Source organism: Allobosea sp. 05T438 (genome assembly GCF_056396025.1).
The window spans coordinates 331630-353745 of record NZ_JBFTKQ010000001.1; the positions used below are offsets into that span (position 1 = coordinate 331630).

19 protein-coding genes are annotated in these 22116 nt (G+C 65.2%); 3 read left to right on the plus strand and 16 right to left on the minus strand.

Features of this window, described 5'->3' with window-relative positions; genetic code table 11:
- Positions 1-128 precede the first annotated feature (128 nt).
- Both AC1DIN_RS01670 and AC1DIN_RS01675 read right to left on the minus strand, forming a co-directional pair.
- The gene (locus AC1DIN_RS01670) at positions 129-1703 is read right to left on the minus strand and encodes an indolepyruvate oxidoreductase subunit beta family protein (protein ID WP_476808441.1); all 1575 of its coding nucleotides are present in this window, start codon (positions 1701-1703) and stop codon (positions 129-131) included.
- A gap of 6 nt (positions 1704-1709) precedes the next feature.
- The gene (locus tag AC1DIN_RS01675) at positions 1710-3860 is read right to left on the minus strand and encodes a thiamine pyrophosphate-dependent enzyme (protein ID WP_476808442.1); all 2151 of its coding nucleotides are present in this window, start codon (positions 3858-3860) and stop codon (positions 1710-1712) included.
- A 281-nt stretch (positions 3861-4141) separates the two neighbouring features.
- On the opposite strand from AC1DIN_RS01675, the gene AC1DIN_RS01680 reads away from it, so the two are divergent.
- Together AC1DIN_RS01680 and AC1DIN_RS01685 are read left to right on the plus strand one after the other, a co-directional pair.
- Positions 4142-4933 carry a cyclase family protein gene (locus AC1DIN_RS01680; protein ID WP_476765526.1) on the plus strand — a complete coding sequence of 264 codons (792 nt, stop codon included), beginning with the start codon at positions 4142-4144 and terminating at the stop codon, positions 4931-4933.
- Between the two features lie 70 nt (positions 4934-5003).
- Complete coding sequence (locus AC1DIN_RS01685; protein ID WP_476808443.1) at positions 5004-5525, plus strand: MarR family winged helix-turn-helix transcriptional regulator; 522 nt, start codon at positions 5004-5006, stop codon at positions 5523-5525.
- A gap of 3 nt (positions 5526-5528) precedes the next feature.
- Here AC1DIN_RS01685 and AC1DIN_RS01690 read toward each other — a convergent pair whose 3' ends face one another.
- The 4 genes from AC1DIN_RS01690 to AC1DIN_RS01705 all read right to left on the minus strand — a co-directional run bounded on the left by AC1DIN_RS01690 (position 5529) and on the right by AC1DIN_RS01705 (position 11464).
- The gene (locus AC1DIN_RS01690) at positions 5529-6500 is read right to left on the minus strand and encodes an ornithine cyclodeaminase family protein (protein WP_476808444.1); all 972 of its coding nucleotides are present in this window, start codon (positions 6498-6500) and stop codon (positions 5529-5531) included.
- 2 nt (positions 6501-6502) lie between these two features.
- Positions 6503-7816, minus strand: a complete 1314-nt coding sequence (locus tag AC1DIN_RS01695; protein WP_476808445.1) for an NAD(P)/FAD-dependent oxidoreductase — start codon at positions 7814-7816, stop codon at positions 6503-6505.
- Complete coding sequence (locus tag AC1DIN_RS01700) at positions 7813-10110, minus strand: molybdopterin guanine dinucleotide-containing S/N-oxide reductase (RefSeq protein ID WP_476808446.1); 2298 nt, start codon at positions 10108-10110, stop codon at positions 7813-7815. The genes AC1DIN_RS01695 and AC1DIN_RS01700 overlap by 4 nt, the downstream gene beginning before the upstream one ends.
- Before the next feature lie 70 nt (positions 10111-10180).
- Complete coding sequence (locus tag AC1DIN_RS01705) at positions 10181-11464, minus strand: ABC transporter substrate-binding protein (protein ID WP_476808447.1); 1284 nt, start codon at positions 11462-11464, stop codon at positions 10181-10183.
- Positions 11465-11800: 336 nt separating this feature from the next.
- On the opposite strand from AC1DIN_RS01705, the gene AC1DIN_RS01710 reads away from it, so the two are divergent.
- The gene (locus AC1DIN_RS01710; RefSeq protein ID WP_441469638.1) at positions 11801-12523 is read left to right on the plus strand and encodes a GntR family transcriptional regulator; all 723 of its coding nucleotides are present in this window, start codon (positions 11801-11803) and stop codon (positions 12521-12523) included.
- A gap of 28 nt (positions 12524-12551) precedes the next feature.
- On the opposite strand, the gene AC1DIN_RS01715 is transcribed toward AC1DIN_RS01710, so the two are convergent.
- From AC1DIN_RS01715 to AC1DIN_RS01760, 10 genes are all read right to left on the minus strand, one after another.
- Positions 12552-13496 (minus strand): branched-chain amino acid ABC transporter permease, encoded by a 945-nt coding sequence (locus AC1DIN_RS01715; RefSeq protein WP_476808448.1) that lies wholly within the window; start codon positions 13494-13496, stop codon positions 12552-12554.
- 7 nt (positions 13497-13503) lie between these two features.
- Complete coding sequence (locus tag AC1DIN_RS01720; RefSeq protein WP_476808449.1) at positions 13504-14406, minus strand: branched-chain amino acid ABC transporter permease; 903 nt, start codon at positions 14404-14406, stop codon at positions 13504-13506.
- On the minus strand, positions 14403-15131 hold the full coding sequence (locus tag AC1DIN_RS01725; RefSeq protein WP_476808450.1) for an ABC transporter ATP-binding protein: 729 nt from the start codon (positions 15129-15131) through the stop codon (positions 14403-14405). The genes AC1DIN_RS01720 and AC1DIN_RS01725 overlap by 4 nt, the downstream gene beginning before the upstream one ends.
- Positions 15128-15907, minus strand: a complete 780-nt coding sequence (locus AC1DIN_RS01730; protein WP_441469642.1) for an ABC transporter ATP-binding protein — start codon at positions 15905-15907, stop codon at positions 15128-15130. The genes AC1DIN_RS01725 and AC1DIN_RS01730 overlap by 4 nt, the downstream gene beginning before the upstream one ends.
- A 55-nt stretch (positions 15908-15962) precedes the next feature.
- Positions 15963-17132, minus strand: coding sequence for a pyridoxal phosphate-dependent aminotransferase (locus AC1DIN_RS01735; RefSeq protein WP_441469643.1), 1170 nt, complete (start codon positions 17130-17132; stop codon positions 15963-15965).
- Positions 17129-17545 (minus strand): RidA family protein, encoded by a 417-nt coding sequence (locus AC1DIN_RS01740; protein WP_476808451.1) that lies wholly within the window; start codon positions 17543-17545, stop codon positions 17129-17131. The genes AC1DIN_RS01735 and AC1DIN_RS01740 overlap by 4 nt, the downstream gene beginning before the upstream one ends.
- A 386-nt stretch (positions 17546-17931) precedes the next feature.
- On the minus strand, positions 17932-19305 hold the full coding sequence (locus AC1DIN_RS01745; RefSeq protein ID WP_476808452.1) for an NRAMP family divalent metal transporter: 1374 nt from the start codon (positions 19303-19305) through the stop codon (positions 17932-17934).
- 178 nt (positions 19306-19483) lie between these two features.
- Positions 19484-20317, minus strand: a complete 834-nt coding sequence (locus AC1DIN_RS01750; RefSeq protein ID WP_476808453.1) for an ABC transporter permease — start codon at positions 20315-20317, stop codon at positions 19484-19486.
- Positions 20271-21080 (minus strand): ABC transporter ATP-binding protein, encoded by an 810-nt coding sequence (locus tag AC1DIN_RS01755; RefSeq protein ID WP_476808454.1) that lies wholly within the window; start codon positions 21078-21080, stop codon positions 20271-20273. Before AC1DIN_RS01755 ends, AC1DIN_RS01750 begins: the two co-directional genes overlap by 47 nt.
- 458 nt (positions 21081-21538) lie before the next feature.
- Positions 21539-22111: a cytochrome b gene (locus AC1DIN_RS01760; protein ID WP_441469648.1), complete on the minus strand. Its 573-nt coding sequence runs from the start codon at positions 22109-22111 to the stop codon at positions 21539-21541.
- Between the last annotated feature and the right edge of the window lie 5 nt (positions 22112-22116).

The window sequence follows — 22116 nt, forward strand, 5'->3', positions numbered from 1 at the left end:
TCTGGTAAATTGGCGTTGTGACGGATGAAAGCCCCATCACAGCCAAACGATTTTTGGTCGCGTTCCACCTTCGGCAGATACAGGCGATGGACCGCGACGGGAACCGCTGCCTTTCACCTGCCAATTCGTCAAGTCGCTGAAGGGCTCGTAGCTGGCTGCAGATTCGCAAGCGTCCGCAAGACCCCGTCCAGCATCGTCCCGTCCTCGTCGGCGAGTGCCGCGCGAACCAAGCGGTTCATCCAGCCGGCCGCATCCGGCAGGCTGGACAGCATCGGCACGGCAGCGAGGACGCGATCGAACTTCGACAAGCCCCTTGTGTGAGTATCCGAATAGCCTTTCACTAGGCGCCTGCTTGCGAGCACTTCGACGGCGAGGTCGTAATCCTGGCTTATGAGTTTCTCGGCGCGCTCCAGCCACCCGTGGATGTGCTCCATTTCGCGCTGATGGCGCAGTAGGCTGCGGCGAACCGGACGCAAGGCCGATATCCCATAGAGTAGCAGGAACCAGGAGACCGTACCGGTGCGTACGCGCCGTCCACGATCGGTCAGGCGGCCCAGACGGCGTAGCAGGCCGGGTCGCTTTTCTAGGCTGCGGCCGACGGCAGCGGGCAAAGAGCCGACGATCTCCTCGATGCGCGGATGCATGAACTCGGTCATGTAGAGGATCTGGTCGGGCTTGCGCCCGGTCTCGCGGTCGATCCGGGCGAAGCGAGCGGGGCGGGTCTTCAGATCGGCAACCCGGATGACGTCGTCATAGCTCATCGCGGCGGCGAGATACTTGGCCGCAGCCGCCGCGAACGCATAGGCCTTTTCAGCGCCACCGGCCGCACGATCTCGTTCCAGCAATCGCGACAGTTCCGTCAGATATTCGGCTCCATAGGCCGTATCCTGGTAATCGACGCAGCGCCGCAAGCCGGCGAAGAGGATCGGGTGCAACTGCTCGGGAAACCCGTCATGGAGCCGGCCGAGCAGTGCATCAAGTTTCGGGGCTCCGACGCTGCGTGGAGGCGGCAGCAGAGTTTTTCCGACAGGCTGCGGCAATTCGATCGTTCGTCCTGCCGCCCGCTCCGCCGCCGCCGCGAAGGCGCGCAGGCTGGGCTCGACACCCTTCCCCCCGGCGCGTATCGCCTCCTCGAAGGCGCTGCGCGGAAAGGGTAGTGCAGCCGCGCCGGCCAGCGCGCCGAACAGAGCGGCCGAAATCACGCTGCCGTTGCGCTCCGCCAGGGCCTGCATGTCGAACAGAACGGAGCGCTGCGCCGCGATGGCGACGGCGGCCGTCACCGTACCGGGGTCGGCGATCCCGCCGCCCGGCTTCTCCTTTTCCGCCACGGCGAAGGAGCGATGGGTCGAGGCGATCAAGGTGGTCCGCTCCGGCGTGACGAAGCCACGCAGAAGCGAGCGGCCCGCTTCCATGAACTCGGCCGCCATCACCACATCGACGTCGCCCGGCGTCGGCGTCAGCGACAGCACCGGCAGGCGCCCCGCGCGCGCCGGGAGCATTTCTATGTAATAGATCGTCGCACCGGTCCGCTGGGCGACGCCGGGAACCGAGGTGGATTGCGCGATCCAGCCTTGCCGCTCGGCCAGGTCGACGATCCAGTCGCAGAGCACGCCGCCGCCCTGGCCGCCCATGGCGAGGATCGCGATCGAAATCGGCCGTTCATGCCGTTCGCCGGCTGCGGCGGGGGGAGCGATGTCGGTCATGGCGGTTCAACCGAAAACGATGCGGCGGCGATCGCGCCGGCGCTGCAGGAAGCCGATCACAGCGCTCCGAACCCGGGAGAGCAGCCGGTCGCGCAAGGACGGATTGTGGATGATCTCGGCGCGGTAAAAGGAGGGGCAAAGCACCGCCGCCTCAGCTACCTCGCCGCAATTGCCGCAGCCGACGCAGCTATTGTCGATCGACGCCACGGGATCGTCCCTCAGCGGATCGTCGGTTTCCTTGACCGAGAGCGAAGGGCAGCCGGACAGGCGGATGCAGGCGTGATCGCCGGTGCAGACGTCCTCATCGACCCCGAAGCGCTCCTTGACCATGCGCCGGCCGTCCTTCACCGCGCGATTGAACAGCGGCTTTTCGCGGCGCTGGCGGTTCAGCATGCATTCCGAGGAGGCGACGATGACCTTCGGCCCCGGTTCGGTCGAGGTGAGCGCCTCCTTCAAGGTATCTCGCATCCGGCCGACATCGTAGGTGCGCTCGATCTGGCGCACCCAGCCCGCGCCGATCCCCTTCACCGCCTGGACGATCGAATGCTTGGTCGAGCGCGTGTCGCTCGTTGCGCGCGACGACAGGATGTCCTGCCCGCCGGTCGCCGCAGAATAGAAGTTGTCAACGATCAGGATGACCTGATCCTGCTTGTTGAACACCGCATTGCCGACGCTCGATGTCAGGCCGTTATGCCAGAAGCCGCCATCGCCGAGCACCGAGATCGGCTTCTTGCCGGCCGGCACGTTGAAGGCGGAGGCAGAAGCGCCCGCGAGCCCGTAGCCCATGGTCGTCCCGCCGAGATTGAACGGCGGCAGGATCGAGAAGAGATGGCAACCGATATCGGACGAGATATGGTGCGGACCGAGCTCCTTCTCGACGAGCTTCATCGCCGCGAAGATCGGCCGCTCGGGGCAGCCGATGCAGAAGCCGGCGGGGCGCGGCGGCACGACCGTTGCCAGTTCCTTGACCTCGGGGGTCATGAGGACCGCATCGGCATTGGGCGGTGGCGCCCGGTTGCCCAAAAGCGGACGGGCATGGGCGGCCAGAAAGGTATCGATCCCCTTGGTCAGCACGGCCGCCGTATAGTCGCCGCCGAGCGGCAGCACGTCCTTGCCGGCAAGCGTCGCGGATAGCCCGTGCTGGCGCAACACCATGCCGACGGCCTGTTCCAGATAGGCGGGATGGCCTTCTTCGACCATGAGCACGGCGCGCTTGCCGGCGCAGAACGCCGCGACTTCCCCGTCGACCAGCGGATAGGTCACGTTCAGCACGTAGAGCGGCACGGCGGTTTCGCCATAGGCGTCGGCCAGGCCAAGATATTGCAGGGCGCGGATCACGGAATTGTACATGCCGCCCTGCAGGATGATGCCGACATCCCCTGCGGCCGGCCCGAAGAACTCGTTCAGCCGATGCGTGCGGATGTACTCGACGGCAGCGGGCCAGCGCTCCTGCAGCTTCTGCCGATCCTGGAGCATCGAGGCCGGCGGCAGCACGACGCGGTCGACGTCGCGCCGCGGCTGTTCCAGGGCCTCCCGCAGCGTGAAGGGTGGCGGCTTGTTCGCCTTGGCGACGAAATGGCCATGGACATGGCAGGCCCGAATCCGCACCTGCAGCATGACAGGCGTATGCGACGCCTCCGACAGGGCGAAGCCGTCTTCCACCGACTTGACGATGGATTCGAGATTGGGGCGCGGATCCAGCAGCCAGATCTGCGATTTCATCGCGAAGGCGTGGCTGCGCTCCTGCGGGATCGAGGAGCCCTCGCCATAGTCTTCGCCGAGAATGATCAGCGCACCGCCATTGACGCCGCTGGAGGCGAGATTGGTCAGCGCGTCGGAGGCGACATTGGTGCCCGCCGTCGATTTCCACGTCACCGCGCCGCGCAGCGGGTACATCACCGATGCCGAGAGCGTCGCTGCGGCGGCCGCTTCCGAGGCGGATGACTCGAAATGAACGCCGAGCTCGTCGAGGACATCCTTGGCGTCCGCGAGCACGTCCATCAGATGCGAGATCGGCGAACCCTGATAGCCGGCGACATAGGCCACGCCGGACTGCAGCAAGGCCTTGGTCAGGGCGAGGATACCTTCGCCGCGGAAGATTTCCCCTTCCGTCAGGCGCAGATCCTGCACTTCCTTCGCGAAGGACCGTTCGGCCATGGCGCTCCCCTTATCGCGCTATCGAATATTTATATGCACATTCATCTAATAAGCACCGTCGACTGTCAATTGGTACCTTTATGCGCATCGGCATGCCGGTACCTCGGCGTTATCGGCCTCAAAAGGGTCAGGAAACGTGACAGGCAGATCGCCTCCCAAGGAGATAAACGCGCCATGCTGCATCGTGTCATCGAATTTATTTGCATTCTCATATTTATCGGCGACAATCGCCCGGTGGCCTGCATGCTGTCGGCTGCAAGACAGAAAAAGGGGATGCTGACATGAACGCTTCGGCGCTGATCTCGGGCGTCGCCACGGCCATCGCGTCGGGCGCCATATCGGTGGTGGATCTCACCGCGCCGCTCGGGCCGGACACGCCGGTGCTCTACCTGCCGCCCCAGTTCGGCAAGAACACGCCGCGCTTCAAGATGCACGAGATCTCGGCCTATGACGGCAACGGACCCTGGTGGGCCTGGGGCTGGATGGAGCTCGGCGAGCATACCGGCACGCATTTCGACGCGCCCAGTCACTGGATCTCCGGCAAGGATCGGCCGGACAACACGACGGACAAGCTGCCGCCGCGCGATTTCGTGGCACCCGCCGTGGTGATCGATTGCAGCCGCGCCGTCGCGGAAGATCCCGACTTCCTGCTGACGGCCGCTGGCGTGCGGGCCTGGGAAGCCGAGCATGGCGAGATCGAGCCCGGTTCCTGGGTGCTGATGCGCTCGGATTGGCACCACCGCAACACGAATGCCCAGGCGTTCCTCAATGCGGACGAAAACGGCCCGCATTCGCCCGGTCCGAGCGTCGACTGCATCGAGCTTCTCCTGTCGCGGGGTGCGATCGGCTTCGGCAGCGAATGCGTGGGCACCGACGCTGGCGGTGCCGCCGCTTTCGAGCCGCCTTTCCCCGCGCATGCCCTGATGCTTGGCCAGGGCAAATACGGACTGGCCAGCCTCTGTCATCTCGACAAGCTGCCACCGAAGGGATCGCTCCTGCTGGTGGCGCCTTTGAAGATCGTCGGCGGAACGGGTAGCCCGGTGCGCGTTCTGGCGCTGACCCCGGCGGGCTGAGTGCCGGGGTTGCCTGCGCCGGAAACTCCGGTACCTATGCCGTCAAGCTCGAGCATGCGGACCCGATTTCTTGGCCAGTGACGTCAAACGCAAGAGCGCTCCGCGGCCTGCTTCCCGGCGGGCCGCCACCGGCGACGCGACCCGGCACCGTCCTCCGACCATCGGGGAATTCGGGCTGGAGAATTTCGCGCCCTATCTGATCAATCGCACCGCGATGCTGTGGAATGCGCGCATGCTCCAGGCCGTCCGCGGGTTCGGGCTGACCACCACCAAGATGCGCGCGCTCGCAGTCCTGAGCATCTACCCGTCGCTGACGGTGAACGAACTCGCCCAGTATGCCGCGACCGAGCAATCGACCATGAGTCGCACGCTCGACGCGCTGGAGAGGCAAGGCTTCGTCAGCCGCCAGATTCATGAACAGGACGGGCGCGTGCGCAGCATCGCCATCACCGCTGCCGGAGCTGCCTTCTTCCAGCAGTTCTGGCCGACGATGCTGGCCATGCATGCGGACCTGATGGAGGGTGTCGACGAGGCGGAGTTCGCGGCCTTTGCCGCGACCCTGCACAAGCTCCTCGCCAACCTCGCCCGCTGACAATCAGCCGGCCCGCCAGCGGATCTGTTGTCCGATTCCCGAAGCCTGCGCCTTGCGAAGGGCGCAAACGGCCGCCGCCATGTCCTCGACAGCCATGCCGAGAGATTTAAAGACCGTGAGCGCGCCGGGGCCGGACCGGCCGGGCCGGGAACCGACCAGAACCTCGCCGATCTCGGCGCGGACGTGATCCTCGCCGATCACCCCTTCTCGCATCGGCAGCAGCAATTCACCGCACTCGACCATCGCCTGCGCCCGCGAATCCACGAAGAACTCGGCCGACGAGACGATGTCCGAGCCGAGCTCACGCGCCTGGGGCGAACTCGCGCCGACGGCGTTGACGTGGCAACCTGCCTTGAGCCAATCGAGCCGCAGCAGGGGCTCGCGGGCGCCCGTGACCGTGCAGATGATGTCGGCCTCGGCGACAGCGCCTTCGATGCTCGAGGCCTGGCGGCACCCGGTTTCCCCGGCCAGTTGCTCGGCCTGCTCGGGAGAGCGGGCCCAGATGACGATCTCGGCCCGCGGCAGGGCGAAGCGCAAAGCTTCGATATGGGCCCGAGCCTGCGTCCCGCTTCCGAGGATCGCGATCCTCAGGGCGTCCGGGCGCGCCAGGGCCAGCGTCGCGACCACGCTGGTTGCCGCCGTTCGCAAGGCGGTGATCGCCGTCGCGTCGACGAGCGCCAGCGGTTCGCCCGTCGTCCCGTTATGAAGCAGGATGGCGCCCTGATGACTGTCGAGGCCGCGCGCGCGATTGCCCGACGCGACCAGCACGTCCTTTAGGCACCAGACCGGTGCGTCGCCGCCCTGAAACGCCGGCATCAGCCCCATCAGCGGCGCGTCCGTCCCCGGCTTGAGCTGGAAGCGTGGAAACTGCTCGCAGTCTCCACGCGCGAAGGTTTGCAGCGCCTCGCGCACCGCCCCGATGCAATCCTCCATCGTGAGCGCGGCGCGAACGTCCATTCCATCGAGGATCAGCATCGTCAGAGCCCCGCTTGCTTGTCCTGCCAGCGCGCCTGCGCGATCGCGAAGGACGGAGCGGCCACGGCGAGCGTGCGCAAGGGAATGCCCCCCGGATGCGCCAATCCAATCGGCAGATCCTGGAGGCGGGTGCCTCCCGCGGCTGCGGCCATGACCTCGCCGAGCATGGCGGTCAGTGCGATACCGCGCCCGTTGCAGCCGATCCCACCGAGGAAACCCGGCCCAAACTCGTAGAGATGCGGCAGGAAATCGGTCGTCATCGCCGCGGTGCCGCGCCAGACGAAAGCGGCCTCGGGCCTTTCCGGCAGGGCGAGTTCGCGCTGGAGGCGCGCGACGATCATGCGCGCCATCCGCTCTTCGGCCCTGACAGGCAGCATCGCCATGCCGCCGCTGATCAGGCGGTTATCGCGGTCGAGACGGTAGGTCAGGAGGTTCGCGCGCGTATCGGCGACGGGATTCCGGCGGGGCGAAATCCTGCGGACGGTCGCCTCGTCGAGCGGCTGCGTAGCGACCTGATAGACCGTGAGCGGCACGGTCGACCGGCCGAGGCGGCGCGCCACGCCCTGCTCGAAGGCATTGGTGCAGAGCAGCACCTGACCGGCTTGAACCTTGCGTCCCCCGCAGACGAGGCGCCAACCGCTTCCCGAACGCTCGACGCTGTCCACCGGGGAGCCCTCATGGATATGCCCCCCGGCGGCGATCACCGCACCAGCGAGGCCATAGGCATAGTTCAGGGGATGGAGCATGCCGCCGCTCGCGTCGAACAGGGCGCCGGCGCAATGCTGCAGCCCGGAACGACCGCGCGCGCTCGCCTCGTCCAGCATGACGACCGGCCTGCCGAGTTCCTGCCAGGCTTCGGCACGGCGCGAGAGCATCTCCGCCGTCGCAGGCGAATGGGCGACTTGCATCCAGCCGACCTGCTCTGCGTCGCAGGCGATATCGTGGTCGCGGATCGTCGCGAAAACCCGGTCGGCACCGGCGCCGATCATGGTGAGGAGATGCTCTCCACGCTCCCGTCCAAGCCGCGCGATGACGGCGGCCGGATCGGCCTTGGCGAAGTTCGGGACGACGAACCCGGCGTTGAGGCCGCTGGCCCCCGAGCCGATCGCATCCGCCTCCAGCACGACCACCCTGGCGCCTGTCCGGGCAAGATGCAGCGCCGCGGTCAGGCCGGTAAAGCCGGCACCGATGACCGCGATATCCGCGGTGATATCCGCCGCGAGCGTGCTGGTGCTCGGTCGCGGTGCAGCCGTGCTCCACCAGACCGTCCTTCGGTATTGTGGCGTCGCCGGATCGTATCGCCTCGCTGGCGTCATCGCGTCGTGAACTCCGGCAGATCGAAGGCGGTGACAGGGGGAAGTTCCGCCGTCCAGGGAGCGATCTCGACGAGGCAGCTTTGCGCGCTGCAGCCCTGGGACAGGGTGGAGGCCGGCTCGTCGAGCGTCAGCACGTTCGGGTTGCCGTGCCGGTCGAGCCCCGTCGCAGGATCAGGGTCGTACCAGGCGCCGGTGCAGAGGCGCGCGACGCCCGGCATGATCTCGTCGCTCAGGATCGCCCCGGCAAGGCAGCGGCCGCGATCGTTGAACAGCTCGACCACTTGCCCGTCGGCTATGCCGCGGGCGGCCGCGTCGGCCGGGTTCAGATAGACGGGCTCGCGCCCGGCGATCTTGCCGGCGCGGCTATGGGGGCTCGCGTCGAGCTGGCTGTGCAGCCGCCGCGCCGGTTGATCGGTCAGCAGATGCAAGGGGAAACGCTTCGCTTTATCGGCGCCCAACCACTCTGTGGGTTCCCGCCAAACCGCGTGGCCCGGACAATCGGGCAATCCGAAACCGGCAACCCGGTGCGAGTGGATCTCGATGCGGCCGGACGGCGTTCCCAGCGGAGTGCGCTCCGGATCGGCAACGAAGGCCGCGAGCATCGTCGCCGGGCGATCATGCGCCGTCAGATCGACGAGCCCCTTTCGCCAGAAGCTTTCGAAATCGGGTAGCGTGATGCCACGCCCCTGATTGATCTTGCGGCTTTCGTCATAGAGGCGACGCAGCCAACCCATCGTGTCGAGGTTTTCGGTGAAGGTTTCGGCGCAACCCAGCCGGGCGGAGAGCGCCGCGAAGATATCGTAATCGTCGCGGGCTTCGTTCTCGGGAGGCACGGCGCGCTTCATCGCCACGAGAAAGGCTTCCAGTGTCGCGGAGCCGATATCGTCGCGCTCGAGTGTCGTCGTGGCGGGCAGGACAATATCGGCGCGCTTGGCCGTCGCGGTCCAGTATTGCTCGTTGACCACGATTGTCTCCGGCTTTTGCCAGGCCCGCCTCAGGCGGTTGAGATCCTGATGATGGTGGAAGGGATTGCCTCCCGCCCAGTAGATCAGGCGGATGTCAGGATAGGCGAAGGTCCCACCGTCATAGGTGAAGGGCTCACCCGGCCCGAGCAGCATGTCGGCGATCCGCGCGACGGGAATGAAGTCGGAGATGCCGGGGCGTCCTTGCGAGAGCGTCGGCCCCTTCACCCTGGCATGCGCGCTGCCCACCAGATTGGCGGCGCCGTAGCCGAGGCCGAAGCCCCCGCCGGGGCGACCGATCTGCCCGAGCATGGCTGCCAGCGAGATCACCGCCCAGAACGGCTGCTCGCCATGGCTGGCGCGCTGCATCGACCAGGAGACGTTGAGCATGGTCCGCGACGCGGCCATGCGCCGGGCCAGCGCGGCGATCGTCGCGGCCGGCACGCCGCTGATCGCTTGCGCCCATTCGGGAGTCTTGGCGATGCCGTCGGAGGCTCCCGTCAGATAGGACGCAAAGGCGTGGAAGCCGACGCAGAAGCGATCGAGGAAGTCGTGATCGACGAGGCCCTCCGAGAGCAGGACGAAGCCGAGCGAGAGCATCACGGCCGTGTCGGTATTCGGCTTGCACGGAATCCATTCGGCTCCCACCTGCGCTGCGCCGATATTGTCGCGGACGGGGCCGATATTGACGAATTGCACGCCGGCCTCGCGCATCATGGCGAGACCATGCGCCACGCCGTGCAGCCCGACGCCGCCGGCGTTCATCTGCGCATTCTTCACCGGCACCCCGCCGAAGGTGACGAAGAGCTCGGTATGCTCAGCCATCACCTCCCAGGAGGTATGGCTCGCCATGAGCTCGTCCATGCTGGCGACGATGTGTGGCAGCACCACATTAGCGGCGCCGAGGCTGTAGGAATCGACATGCCGGACATAGCCGCCGGCGGCGTTGAGGAAGCGGTGCACCTGGCTCTGCGCATGGTGGAAACGCCCCGCGCTCGACCAGCCATAGGAACCGCCGAAGATCGCGCTGTTGCCGAAACGCTTGCGGACACGCTCGATTTCGCAGGCGACGAGGTCGAGCGCCTCGTCCCAGGGGACCTCGACGAAAGCGTCCTGCCCGCGTCGTTCCGGTGACGCGCCAGGTCCATCGCGCAGCCAGCTTTCACGGATCGCTGGCCGCCGCACCCGCAGGCGCTTCAATGCGGGATCGAGTTGGTGCAGGCCGATCGGGTTCGGGTCGGGATCGCGCCGGAACGGAGCGATGGCGGGATCGGTCCCGGTCCGCGGCTCGACTTCGTAGAGCCCCCAATGCGACAGCGTGTAGTTCGTCATGGCCTTCTCAGCCGGTCGGCCCGGGCCGCGAGCGCTGCCCGGGCCCGTCCGGAACCTAGCCCCCTATGTGTCAGCCATCGATCTGCTTGAACAGCTTCTGCATGTCTTCGGTCGAGAAGCTGCGGTCGATGACGAGATTGGAGCCCTCGACACGCCAGGCCAGGGCCGGACCGCTGACGTCGCCGTTAGCGTCGAACTCGACCGGCCCGGTCGCCCCGAGATATTTGATCGGCGCGCCCTTCGCGATCAGCGCGAGCGCCTTCTTGAACTCGGCAGGACCGGTCGAGACCGTTTCTCCCCCCGCCACATGGCTCTTGCGGATCGCGTCGCGGATGGAGGTTCCCGAGAGGTCGGGGGCGATGTTCATCGCGAGGCCCAGCACCATCACCGCGTCGTAGATATTGTAGATGCCTGGGCCGGCCGCGCTCGCCTTGAACTCGGCCTCGAAGGCTTCCTTGAAGACGTTGACGGAAGGTCCAGCGGCCGAGGCATTGTCCGTGCCGAACGCCTTGGCGAGGTATTTCTCGCCGACCGCCTTGACGAAGTCCGGGCTGCGCAGGGCGTTGTTCAGGATCAGGTTCTGCGTGCCGCCGAGCGATATCCATTCGCGCGCGATCGTTGCGCCATCCTGCGGGAAGGCGACGAGGAACATCGCATCCGGCTTCTCGGCAAGCGCGGAGGCGACCTCGGCCCGGTAGGAGGCCTGGTTCTCGTTGAAGCCGACGGTCTTGACCACCTTGCCTCCGAACGCCTCGGTCGCGCGCGTGAAGTCCTTGACCAGGCTCGTGCCGTAATCGGTGTTGACGTAGATCATCGCGATGCGCTTCCAGCCGCGCTCGGCCGCGATTTTCGCCGGCGGGTAAGCGAGGTTCTTCACGGTCGGAAAGGTTCGGAAGAAGAAGCCGCCGGTCTTCCCCTCCTGCGCCATCGTCGTGAGGATCGGCGCGGACGAGCAGCAGGCGATCTGCGGAATCTTGGACGGCACCGCAACCGAGGTCAGGACGGGAATGGTGACGCCGCTGGAGATCGCCGCGGTCAGCGCCGCGACCCGCTCGACCTCCACGAGGAACTTGGCGGCGTCGACGCCGACATTGGGCTGCCCCTGATCGTCCCGCAGCACAAGCTGCACCTGGCATCCCTTGACGCCGCCGCCGGAATTGATGTGCTGCACGGCGAGTTGGGCGCTGTTGGCGATGTTCTTGCCGACCGCTCCCATCGATCCTGTGAGCGACAGGACGCCGCCGATCTTGACCGGGCAGGACACGCTCTGAGCCAGAACTTGCGACGGCGCCAGCGCCGACCCGGCAGCGCCTACCGCGCAGGCGAGCAGCAGGCTCCTGATTATGTTCGACATGGCTTTCCCCTCTTTTATGCCTTGGTCGAAACGGCTTCCCGACGGCCCTCCGGACGCGTCGGGCTACCCGCGATGATCTTGCATCATTTGATCATAAGAGCACACAAACGCCATGGGGTAAAGCGGCCGCCACGCACCCTCTGGAAGTATGATATCAGCCTGATATTTATGCGGTTTTGTGCGCGAGAGTCGCCGTTCGACTTTGGCTTTCATCTCCAATACGAACGCCGCGAAGCGAACCTTCGCGCGCTCGGGAGCCAAGCGACGGCTTGTCCCGGCATGGCTAGCGTCCTATGCTGCAAATCGAAGCATCGTTTGATCAAAAAGTGATCTGGAATGGCCATCGATTTCCTTGAGCCGGTCTCGTCGCGCTCGACGATCCAGGACGGAGTCTACAGGCAGCTGCGGCATGCACTGATGTCCGGACATTTCGAACCCGGGCAGACGCTGACGATCGCCTTTCTGGCGGAGACGTTCCAGACGAGCCACATGCCGGTGCGCGAAGCACTGCGTCGCCTGACCGCGGAGAATGCGCTCGTCGTGGTCGCCAACGGATCGGCCAAGGTGCCTACCGTCAGCCTCGCCGGCCTGAACGATCTGTGCCTCACGCGCATCGCGCTGGAGACGCTTGCCGCGAAGCTCGCCACCGAGCGCAGCACGGCCGAAGACCGGAAGCGCTTCGCCGCGCTGATGCTGGAGCATGAGGCCGCCACGGCCGAGCGCAACCTCGCCAAGATGCTCGGCCGGAACCAGGAATTCCACTTCGCCGTCTACGACAGCTGCGGCTCGCCCGTGGTGGTGCAGTTCATCCAGACGCTCTGGCTGCGCTTCGGCCCCTATATGCGCATGCTGTCGAACTATATCGAGCCCCTGCTCGTGTCCGACAGCTACAGGCCTAGCTCCCATCATCGCGACCTCGTGGCGGCGATCGAGGCCGGCGATGCGCGCGCGGCCGCCAAGGCGGTGAAGGGCGACATCGAGACGACGCAGGATCTCCTGCGCCGGCTGTGTCGCGACGAGGTCGAGAATTCACCGCCGAAGCGCAAGAAGGGGAGCTGAGCCGCGATCGCGTCGCGGCTGGCCTCCATCAGGCGGCGTGACGGGACGTCATGCTTCGTTCGCCGATCAGGCCGCGTGGGCGCAGCAGCAGCGTCAGCACGAGGATGAGGCCGATGACCACGGACTGGAGCGCGCCGCCATAGGCCTGATATTGCGCGGGAACAAGCTGGGCTGTCGCGGCGCCGATCAGGGTCCATAGCGCCCAGACCAGGATCGCGCCCAGGATCGCGCCCTTGTTGTTGCCGCTCCCGCCGATGATCAGCATCGTCCAGATCTGGAAGGTCAGGATCGGCATGAAGTCGGAGGGGCTGACGAAGCCGACGAAGCCGACATAGAGCGCGCCGCCGAGCCCCATCAGCATCGACCCCAGCACGAAGGCCTGGAGCCGGAACAGGCTGACATCCTTGCCGAGCGTCTGCGCGGCGATCTCGTCCTCGCGGATTGCCTTCAGCACGCGCCCCCAAGGCGAAGCGACGATCCTCTGCAGGCCGCCATAGACCAGCGCGACGATCGCCAGAACGAGCCCGAGATAGCAGAGATTGTTGACGATGGGCGAGCCGGACAGGCCGCGGGCGGGGTTGGGGATCGACGCGATGCCCATCGCGCCGCCGGTCAGCGGCTCGGCGTTCAGGGCGAGGAGCTGGATCGTCGAGGCGATGCCGAAGGTCGCGATCGCGAGATAGTCGTCGCGCAGCTTGAGCGTGGCGAGGCCGATGACCAGCGCGGCGAAGGCCGAGGCGACCATCGCACCTGCCAGCCCGACCAGCCAGGGAAGCCCGAAGTTGCCGATGAGCTCAGGGCGTGGCGGCGCAGTCAGGATCGCGAACGCATAGGCGCCGATCGCATAGAAGCCGACGATACCGGCGTTGAAGAGTCCGGTGGAGCCCCACTGCAAATTGAGACCCAGCACGACCACCGCGAAGATCAGCGCGACGCTCGTGAAAAAGACGAGATAGGACAACAGACCGATCATTCCGCCCTCACGCGCGTGTCGACTTGGCGAAGAGCCCCTGCGGCCGGAGATACAGCACGAGCAGGAGCAGGAGGAAGGGCACCGCAGGCTTGAAGCTCGCGGGAATGACCAGAACGGAGAGGCTCTCGGCCAGCCCGACGATCAGCCCGCCGACGACGGCACCGAAAAGGCTGCCGGACCCGCCGAGCACAGCCGCGGTCAGGACGGCGAGCAGCATGTTGAAGCCGAGCTCCGGCCGGATCTGGACGGTGAGTCCGGTGAAGACGCCGGCGCAGGCCGCCAGCATGCCGGCCAATAGCCAGGTCCAGCGAATGACGCTCGCCGTATCGATGCCGCAGGCCTGCGACAGCGCCGGGCTGTCCGCCATCGCGCGCATCGCGATGCCGACGCGGCTCGACTGCAGGAAGAGGTGCAGCGAGAGCACGAGAATGAAGGTCAGAGCCAGCACGAAGACATGATCCGGCATCAGACGGACGTCGGGCAGGATCTCGACCGCGATCTGAAGCTCCTGGCCGTAGTAATGCGCGTCCGGTCCCCATAGCAGCAGGACCAGATTGCGCAGCATCAGCGCGACGCCGAAGCTGGCGAAGACCAGCGTGAGAGCCGCAGCCCGCCGCGAGCGCAGCCGGCTGAAGACGAGCCTGTCGACCGCGATCGCGACCAGCCCGGTGCCGATGCCCGCGAGAACCGTCGCCGCGATCAGCGGCAGGCCGAAGGACAGGGGGCCGATCGGCTCGGCCGTTCCCATCAGGCTCACCAGTGCCAGCGCGAGATAGGCGCCGACCGTCAGCATCTCGGAATGGGCGAAGTTCGCGAATTTGAGGATTTGCGCGCTCAGCGAATAGCCGATCGCGCCGAGCGCCAGAATGCCGCCTGTCAGAAGGCCGTCCGCAATCGCCTGGCCGATCATGGCGCTCTCCGGGATCCGAGGAAGGCTTCGGCGATGGCGGCGTCGTCGAGCAGATCGCGCGCGGTGCCTGCCATGTGGTTGCGCCCCTCGACCAGGACGTAACCCCTGTCGGAGACGCGCAGAGCCGCTTTCGCATTCTGTTCGACCATCAGCACGGCGACGCCGCTATCCGCCAACGCGCGCAGATCGGCCAGAACCTCCTGGACGATCTTCGGCGCAAGCCCCGCCGTCGGCTCGTCGAGCATGATCAGCCGCGGCTCGGTCATCAGGGCGCGGGCCACCGCCAGCATCTGGCGTTGACCGCCCGACAGGACGTTGGCGGCCGAACGCCGATGGTTGGCGAGCGCGGGGAATCGCTCGAAGGCGCGCGCGAGCCGCTCGCGCAGCAGTGCCTTGGGAAGGATGTGCCCGCCTGCGATCAGATTGTCCTCGATCGAAAGCGTGGCGAAGACATTGCCGGTCTGGGGTACGAAGCCGACACCGGCCGCGATGATCGCGTGGGTCGATCGTCCGGTGATGTCATGATCGTCGAGATGGATGGTGCCCCCTTCGATCATGACGAGCCCGGCGAGCGCCTTCATGAAGGTCGACTTGCCGGCGCCGTTGGGACCTACGAGGGTGACGAGTTCGCCAGCGGCGACATCGACCGAAATGTCGTGGACGATCGGCAGGCCGCGGCGATAGCTGGCGCGCAGGTTGCGGGTGACGAGAAGCGGCCCGCTCATAGCGCCAGCTCCGTCACATCGCCCAGATAGGCGTCGACCACACGCTGTTCGCGGACGACGTCCTGCGGACTGCCCGAGAAGATCAGCTGCCCTTGCGCCATGACGATGATCGATCCGCAGATCCGCATCACCATGTCCATGTTGTGCTCGACGATGAGGAAGCCGATCCCCCTCGCGTTCAGTGCCACGATCTTCTCGATCAGCGTCTCCAGCAGCGCCGGATTGACGCCGGCCGCCGGCTCGTCGAGCAGGATGAGCCGCGGCTCCACCATCATCACCCGCGCAAGTTCGAGCAGCTTCTGCTGACCGCCCGAAAGCACGCCCGCGGGGTCCTGCGCCTTGGCGGCCAGCCCCGTGAAGCCGAGCACCTCCATGGCGCGCTCGCGGCAGCGTCGCTCCTCCTCGCGAACGAGCGACGGCCGAAACCAGTTGTTCCAGAAGCGCTCCCCGGCCTGCGCGACGGGGGCCAACATGACGTTTTCGAGCACCGTCATCTGCGGGAAGGGGCGCGGAATCTGGAAGGTGCGGGCCAACCCCTCGCGGAAGATCCGATCCGGTCGAAAACCCGTAATCGGCCGGCCGGCAAAGGTGATTTCTCCCGAGCTCGGCCTGACCTCGCCTGCGATCAAGCCGAAGAGCGTGCTTTTGCCGGCGCCATTCGGGCCGATGAGCCCGGTGATGCCGCCATTCGCGATGGAGAAGGTGACGTCGTCGACGGCGCGCAAGGCGCCGAAGCTGCGGGAGAGGCCGCGGGTTGCAAGGATGACGTCGCTCATCTCGTCATGCCGCCCCGAATGGTGAAAGGTCGCTTTCTGGCAGTCATCGCCCGGATCACAGCCGATTGAAGAAGCTGCTCAGGCGATCCATGCCCTCTTCCAGTCTCGCGAAGCCCTCCGAGCCGAAGCAGATGCGCAGATGTCCCTCGCCCGCCGCGCCATAGAAGCTGCCGGCTTCGACGACGACATGGGCCTGCTCGAGGATCATATCGGCGAGAAGCTGGGATGGCAGGCCGGTGCCCGAGATGTCGGGAAACGCATAGATGGCGCCTTGCGGCAGGGCACATCGCACGCCCGGCATCTGGTTCAGCCGCTGCACCACGAAATCGCGTTTGCGGCGATCCTCCTCGACCAGCGCGGCGAGAACGTCGCCCGGCCCGGTGATCGCCGCATGGGCGCCGGCCTGGATGAACGTGTTCACATGCGTGACGTCGTTCGCCGTGATCTTGAGCAGTCCGGCCATGGCCCAGGCGGGCGCGGCGAGATAGCCGATGCGCCAGCCGTCCATCGCGAAGGACTTGGTGAAGGCGAAGGCCGAGAAGGTCCGCTCGGCCATGCCGGGAAGCGAAGCGATGCTGCAGTGCTCCGCCCCGTCATAGACGATGTCCTCATACACCTCGTCGGCGAAGACCAGCAGGTCGTGCCGGCGCGCGAGTTCCGCGAGCCCCTCGAGCTCCGCCCGCGTGAACACCCGCCCCGTCGGGTTTACCGGATTGACGAGCACGATCATTCGCGTCCGGCTCGTGATCCGGCTTTCGATGCGCTCCGGCGCGAGCCTGAAATCATCGGCCGGGTCGAGCGCCGCGAAGACGGGCTTGGCTCCGGCGAGCTCGATCTTGCCGATATGCTGCGGGTAATGGGGATCGATCAGGATGACCTCGTCGCCCTGGTCGAGAAGCGCCATGAAGACGGCGAAGGCCGCATGCGTCAGCCCGTTCGTGACGAGAACGGTCTCGGGCTCGGCCGCGATGCCGTTGCGCGCCTGCAGCTTCTCCGCGAGGACATTCCGCAACCGCGCCGTTCCGGGCAAGTCGCTGTAGTGGACATCACCAGCGAGCAAGGCGTCGATCGTGGCCCGCTTGATGTGCTCCGGCGTGTCCGCCGCCGGCCGCCCCAACTCCAGATGAATCAGATCATGGCCGGCACCGCGCAGCGCCGCCGCCTTCTGGTACATGCCGAAGGATTTCTTCGGCGTCCCGGAAATCCGCTGGGCAACGCGCTTCATCGTCCAGCCTCCTCGGATGCGACGGCGCTCGCCTGAGGCCGCCGCGCAACCGCTTCGATCTCGACCTTGATCTCCTCGACCGGAAAACCGCAGAGGATCGTCGTATTGGTCGGCCGCGGATCGACAAACTGTTCACCGAGGACTTTGGATACGGCGAGAACATCGCCGCGCTCGGCGAGGTAGACGCGCACCGACACGATATCGGCGAGGGACGCATCGGCCTGCGCCAACGCTTCCGCGATTGTCTGCAAGGCACGGCGGGCCTGATCCTCAGCCGAGGCCGGAAAGGCCCCGCTCACCGGATCATAGCCAGCCGTCCCCGACACGAAGATCCAGTCCCCGTCGACGAGCGCGCGCGAATAGCCGGCCAGCTCCTCAAACTTCGAACCCGAGTAGATCGCTCGCCGGCCCATTGGCTTCCTATGAGTGCTCGTTTGATCAAATAATCGATTCTGCTTTTAGCATATCCGGAACGACATGCAACGGCTGGAGTGCAGCGTTTTCGAGAGTGAAATGCCGGGAGGCCCGCACAGCTCGCGGTCGCGGCCAAAAGGGCATCAAACGGCGCCCCTTCAAGAAGGGGCACAATTCCAATGCTCGATCCTCTTATTGTCGCAAGTGTATTCAGGATATATTGAGGATATTAACGCCTAATATATAGAATTCACACGCAATACAGACACATACATCTGCGAACTTCAGGCAACTTTATTCGGGAATAAAACTTTGGCGACCCGGCGCATAATTTTCAAAATTGCCGAAGACATTGAGTCATTTGAGATAATTCTCAAAATAAAATTCAAAGCAGAAGAAAACCCGCACTTGCGATCGCCATCACCGCTGTCGCGATCCAACCACCTGCAACGAGCGCGCGCGGCAGAACCAGACGCCCCATCACGCGCCGGTTTGTAGCGATCAGCATGATCACCACCATCAATGGAGCCGCAAGCACCCCATTGAGTACGGCACTCCAGTAAAGCGCCTTGACCTCGTCGATGCCGGCGAAGTTCAGGCCGAGACCGGCGACCGTAGCGACGGCGATTGTCGCATAGAAGGCTTTTGCTTCCCGAGGGCGATGGTCCAGCCCCTCGGGCCAGCGAAACGTCTCACTCGTGGCATAGGCGACAGAGCCGGCGAGAACGGGAATGGCGAGCATCCCCGTCGCGATGATGCCGGTGGTGAAGAGTGCAAAGGTATAGGCTCCCGCGATGGGGCGGAGCGCCTCTGCCGCCTGCGCCGAAGTCTGGATATCGGTGATGCCGTGGGCGTTGAGCGTGGCGGCCGTGGCGAGAATGATGAACAAGGCGATCGTGTTGGAAACGCCCATGCCGACCAGAGTGTCGATCCTGATGCGCGTCAGCTCCCCGCCCGCATCCTTGGGGGAAACGAACAACGGCTTGATGTGACGCCGATGCAGTTCCTCGACCTCCTGGCCCGCCTGCCAAAAAAAGAGGTAGGGGCTGATGGTGGTCCCGAGCACGGCAACCAGTGCCATGGCATGGGCGCTATCGAAAGTCAGTTGCGGAACGAAGGCGCCGTGCAGCGCGGCAGCGAGCGGCACACCGGATATGAAGACGACGGCGACATAGGCGAAGAGCGAGAGCGTCGCCCATTTCAGCACGGCAGCATAGCGCTCATAGCTCATATAGGCTTGCAGCAGCACAGAGAGGACGGCGAACCCGACGGTGTAGAGGTGCTGCGAGCCGCCGATCAGAAGCTTGAGCGCCGACCCCATCGCGCCCAGATCGGCGCCGAGGTTGAAGACATTGGCGACGACGAGCAACAACAGCACGCTGCGCAGCAGCCAGGGCGAGTAGTGCCGCCGCAGATTGCTGGCGATGCCACGGCCGGTCACCGAGCCGATCCGCGCGCTGATCGCCTGAATGGCGACCATCAGGGGAAAGCTGAACAGCATTGTCCAGGCGAGGCCGTAGCCGAACTGTGCGCCGACCTGACTGTAGGTCGCAATTCCGCTGGGATCATCATCGGCAGCGCCGGTCACCAGCCCCGGACCCAGCAGCGCGATGAATCGCCTGCCCGGAGAGGCCGAAGCAGCATCTACGGCGGCTCCTTCGCGAGGAGGCGTGGCCTCCGGCTTCGAAGCAGCGCTCGCGCCCGCCGCCTCGTCCGCGGCCACGCCCTGCATCATGTCAGCGCGATTGCGATCATTCATTTTGCGATCCCGGCGCTGCCGGTCGCGTGCACGATCGGCGCGGAACATTCGTCCATGATCGAAGACGTTGGCTGGACGGCCTGAGGAATCCGCCGGAACTCGCCGGATGCGGCATTGAGGCGCCACGCCTCACGCGGAACCTCCGAGACCGCGGGAATGCCATGGATGCCTCCTGCCGCTACGTCGTGAGCCGGGGATACATGCGTGCCGCGATGGCAACGAGAACAGCGGTCGTTGCCAGCAGAACGGCACAGTCGACAGGCAGTCCATAACGGCTTTCGCCTCCGACGAGCATCGGCGCCCGCAGCGCGTCAACCTGATAGGTCAGCGGATTTGCCAGGGAAACCGCCTTCAACCAGCCGGGCATGATCTCGATCGGATAGATCGCATTGCTGGCGAAGAAGATCGGCATGGTCAGCACCTGGCCGATACCCATGAAACGCTCACGTGTCTTCACGATGCAGGCGATGATGAGCGAGAAAGTCGAGAAGAGGGCCGACCCCAGCGCGATCAGCCCTGCAACCGCCAGAAGATTGAGCGGATTGAAATCGATCGCGATCCCGAGAAGCCAGGCAAGCAGATAGACCACCGCCGCCTGCGCAAGCCCACGTATACCGGCTGCGGTAGCCTTCCCCAGCACAAGCGCGCTGCGCGGTGCCGGGCTCACCATGTAGCGATGCAGGACGCCCAGATCCCGCTCCCAGATCGCCGCTATGCCGTAGAAGATGGCGGCGAACAGCACGCTCTGAGCCAGGATGCCCGGTGCCAGAAAGTCGAGATAGCGGACATTGCCAGTAGCAAGTCCGCGCACTTGCGCCATGACCTCGCCAAACAGCAAAAGCCAGATCACCGGCTGGATGGCCCGGGTCAGGATTTCGCTGGGATCATGCCTGAGTTTGCGGAACTCCGCATCCGCGACCGCATGGATCTGGGTGAAGAAACCCGCGATCCCGGCCAGACCGGCGCTAGTTTCGTCCGATGGCGCTGCGGCGCGATTGACGCGCATCTCCATAGTCGCCTCCTGTTTCGATGTCATGCCCGGCTATGGCAGCGAAGACATCATCGAGCGTCGCTGTCGGACCGATTTCGGCTTTGAGCTGCGCCGGGGTTCCGACCTTTTCGAGCCGCCCGCGGTGCAAGATCCCGACGCGATCGCAGAGCTCCTCGACCTCCTCCATCACATGTGTCGTAATCAGGATCGTCGTCTCGAAACGCTGCCTCAAATCGCGGATATGGTCCCAGATCGCATTGCGCGCGACGGGGTCGAGCCCCACGGTGGGCTCGTCCATGATCACGAGCGCGGGCCTGTGCAGCGTGCTCTGGGCGATTTCGAGGCGCCGCAGCATGCCGCCGGAATAGTGCTGCGCCAGACGGTCCTCCGCATCGGCTAGCCCAATCATCGAAAGAGCTTCGGCGATCCGTGCGGCGCGCTCCTTTCGGGGGATGAGATAGAGCCGTGCCGACAGCAACAGGTTCTCGTAGCCCGTCAGCGCGCCGTCCGCCGACAGGAGTTGCGGGACATAACCGATACGCGATCGCAGCCGCTGCGGCTCTTTGCGGAGATCGCAACCCGCGACCGACGCATCTCCGCCGGTTGGCGGCAACAGCGTGGTCAACATTTTGATAAGTGTCGATTTACCGGCGCCATTCGGCCCGATCAGGCCGAAAATCTCGCCGTGATTCACGGTGAGATCGACATTGTTCACGACCATGTTCCGGTCAAACGCCTTGCAGAGGCGGACCGTGTCAATCACCGGGCCTTGCGTGTCCGACATGACCAGGCCTTTCCCGCATCATCGCAGCTTCGGCCGAGCCAACACATATGACGGTTTTGGCTCTCGCCCCCTTCCGCGAGATCACCCGCCATTCCGTGACGCTCCGAAGCGCCGGGCTCAGCAGCACAACTGAACTTTGCACGGTGCCAGGGTGCTCCGTTTGATTTGCGTCAAAACCGACGAGAGAGGCGCTGATGGCCCCGCGCTGCTTTCGGCGCGCACAAACGGACGCTGACTATGATCTCGCCGCTGCTTCCGCCTTTTTTGATGGCTGGAATCTGTTCTCGCTTGGTCCCTTGAGCACCGTACGGCGCACGGTCTTCGAAACTCCCGGGCGGCGCTCGGTCAGCGGTTCTTCGATAAGTCCATAGCCTGCGGAACAGATGCTCGTTGAAGTCCTCGTGGGCAGGCACTCCCGGCATCATGCCGCCGTATGGGCCGGGCCAAAACCCTTCACATTAATGGCCGCCGGGCGGTCGCTGGGAAGCGGACATTCCGCCGCTTGTGAACCAAATTCGCTTCAGCACGCCATCCTTGTAGGCATAGTGGTGCCACAATGCGGCCACCGCATGAAACGCCGCCAAGCAGATCAACGCGTTGGCGGCGAGTTCGTGCCAGCCGTTGATCGAGCGACGCAGAGCGCGGTCATCAGCTGCAAAGGACGGTATTTGGACCAAGCCGAACAGGTCCCATCCTCTGGCTGCCACATTGACGACGCCGAGAACCAGGGTGACCGCCAGAACGGCATATAGGAGCCAGTGCACGGCCTGCTCGGCTATCCGGAGAACACCCGTATTGATGGAGGGAAGACGGCGGCCTGATGACACGCGCCACCGAACTCGAACGCCATAGACCAATATCAGCCCCACCCCGGCCGCGATGTGGATGGACCACATGCCATGACGCCATTCACGCGGCAGCAGAGCTTCGCTTTGAGCCATGAGCCACAAAAGCAGCACAAGCGCAGCTGTCAGCCAATGCAGAGCGATGGTAGTCGAGTCATACCGCGTCAGGTCGGAATTATGCTGCATGGTGG

What these genes read in the sequence shown, in the direction of transcription:
- AC1DIN_RS01745 (WP_476808452.1), bottom strand. Translation starts at nt 19,305, where the DNA reads ATGAATGATCGCAATCGCGCTGACATGATGCAGGGCGTGGCCGCGGAC.
- AC1DIN_RS01755 (WP_476808454.1), bottom strand. Translation starts at nt 21,080, where the DNA reads ATGTCGGACACGCAAGGCCCGGTGATTGACACGGTCCGCCTCTGCAAG.
- AC1DIN_RS01725 (WP_476808450.1), bottom strand. Translation starts at nt 15,131, where the DNA reads ATGAGCGGGCCGCTTCTCGTCACCCGCAACCTGCGCGCCAGCTATCGC.
- AC1DIN_RS01740 (WP_476808451.1), bottom strand. Translation starts at nt 17,545, where the DNA reads ATGGGCCGGCGAGCGATCTACTCGGGTTCGAAGTTTGAGGAGCTGGCC.
- AC1DIN_RS01735 (WP_441469643.1), bottom strand. Translation starts at nt 17,132, where the DNA reads ATGAAGCGCGTTGCCCAGCGGATTTCCGGGACGCCGAAGAAATCCTTC.
- AC1DIN_RS01760 (WP_441469648.1), bottom strand. Translation starts at nt 22,111, where the DNA reads ATGCAGCATAATTCCGACCTGACGCGGTATGACTCGACTACCATCGCT.
- AC1DIN_RS01680 (WP_476765526.1), top strand. Translation starts at nt 4,142, where the DNA reads ATGAACGCTTCGGCGCTGATCTCGGGCGTCGCCACGGCCATCGCGTCG.
- AC1DIN_RS01700 (WP_476808446.1), bottom strand. Translation starts at nt 10,110, where the DNA reads ATGACGAACTACACGCTGTCGCATTGGGGGCTCTACGAAGTCGAGCCG.
- AC1DIN_RS01705 (WP_476808447.1), bottom strand. Translation starts at nt 11,464, where the DNA reads ATGTCGAACATAATCAGGAGCCTGCTGCTCGCCTGCGCGGTAGGCGCT.
- AC1DIN_RS01695 (WP_476808445.1), bottom strand. Translation starts at nt 7,816, where the DNA reads ATGACGCCAGCGAGGCGATACGATCCGGCGACGCCACAATACCGAAGG.
- AC1DIN_RS01710 (WP_441469638.1), top strand. Translation starts at nt 11,801, where the DNA reads ATGGCCATCGATTTCCTTGAGCCGGTCTCGTCGCGCTCGACGATCCAG.
- AC1DIN_RS01715 (WP_476808448.1), bottom strand. Translation starts at nt 13,496, where the DNA reads ATGATCGGTCTGTTGTCCTATCTCGTCTTTTTCACGAGCGTCGCGCTG.
- AC1DIN_RS01730 (WP_441469642.1), bottom strand. Translation starts at nt 15,907, where the DNA reads ATGAGCGACGTCATCCTTGCAACCCGCGGCCTCTCCCGCAGCTTCGGC.
- AC1DIN_RS01720 (WP_476808449.1), bottom strand. Translation starts at nt 14,406, where the DNA reads ATGATCGGCCAGGCGATTGCGGACGGCCTTCTGACAGGCGGCATTCTG.
- AC1DIN_RS01690 (WP_476808444.1), bottom strand. Translation starts at nt 6,500, where the DNA reads ATGCTGATCCTCGATGGAATGGACGTTCGCGCCGCGCTCACGATGGAG.
- AC1DIN_RS01675 (WP_476808442.1), bottom strand. Translation starts at nt 3,860, where the DNA reads ATGGCCGAACGGTCCTTCGCGAAGGAAGTGCAGGATCTGCGCCTGACG.
- AC1DIN_RS01750 (WP_476808453.1), bottom strand. Translation starts at nt 20,317, where the DNA reads ATGGAGATGCGCGTCAATCGCGCCGCAGCGCCATCGGACGAAACTAGC.
- AC1DIN_RS01670 (WP_476808441.1), bottom strand. Translation starts at nt 1,703, where the DNA reads ATGACCGACATCGCTCCCCCCGCCGCAGCCGGCGAACGGCATGAACGG.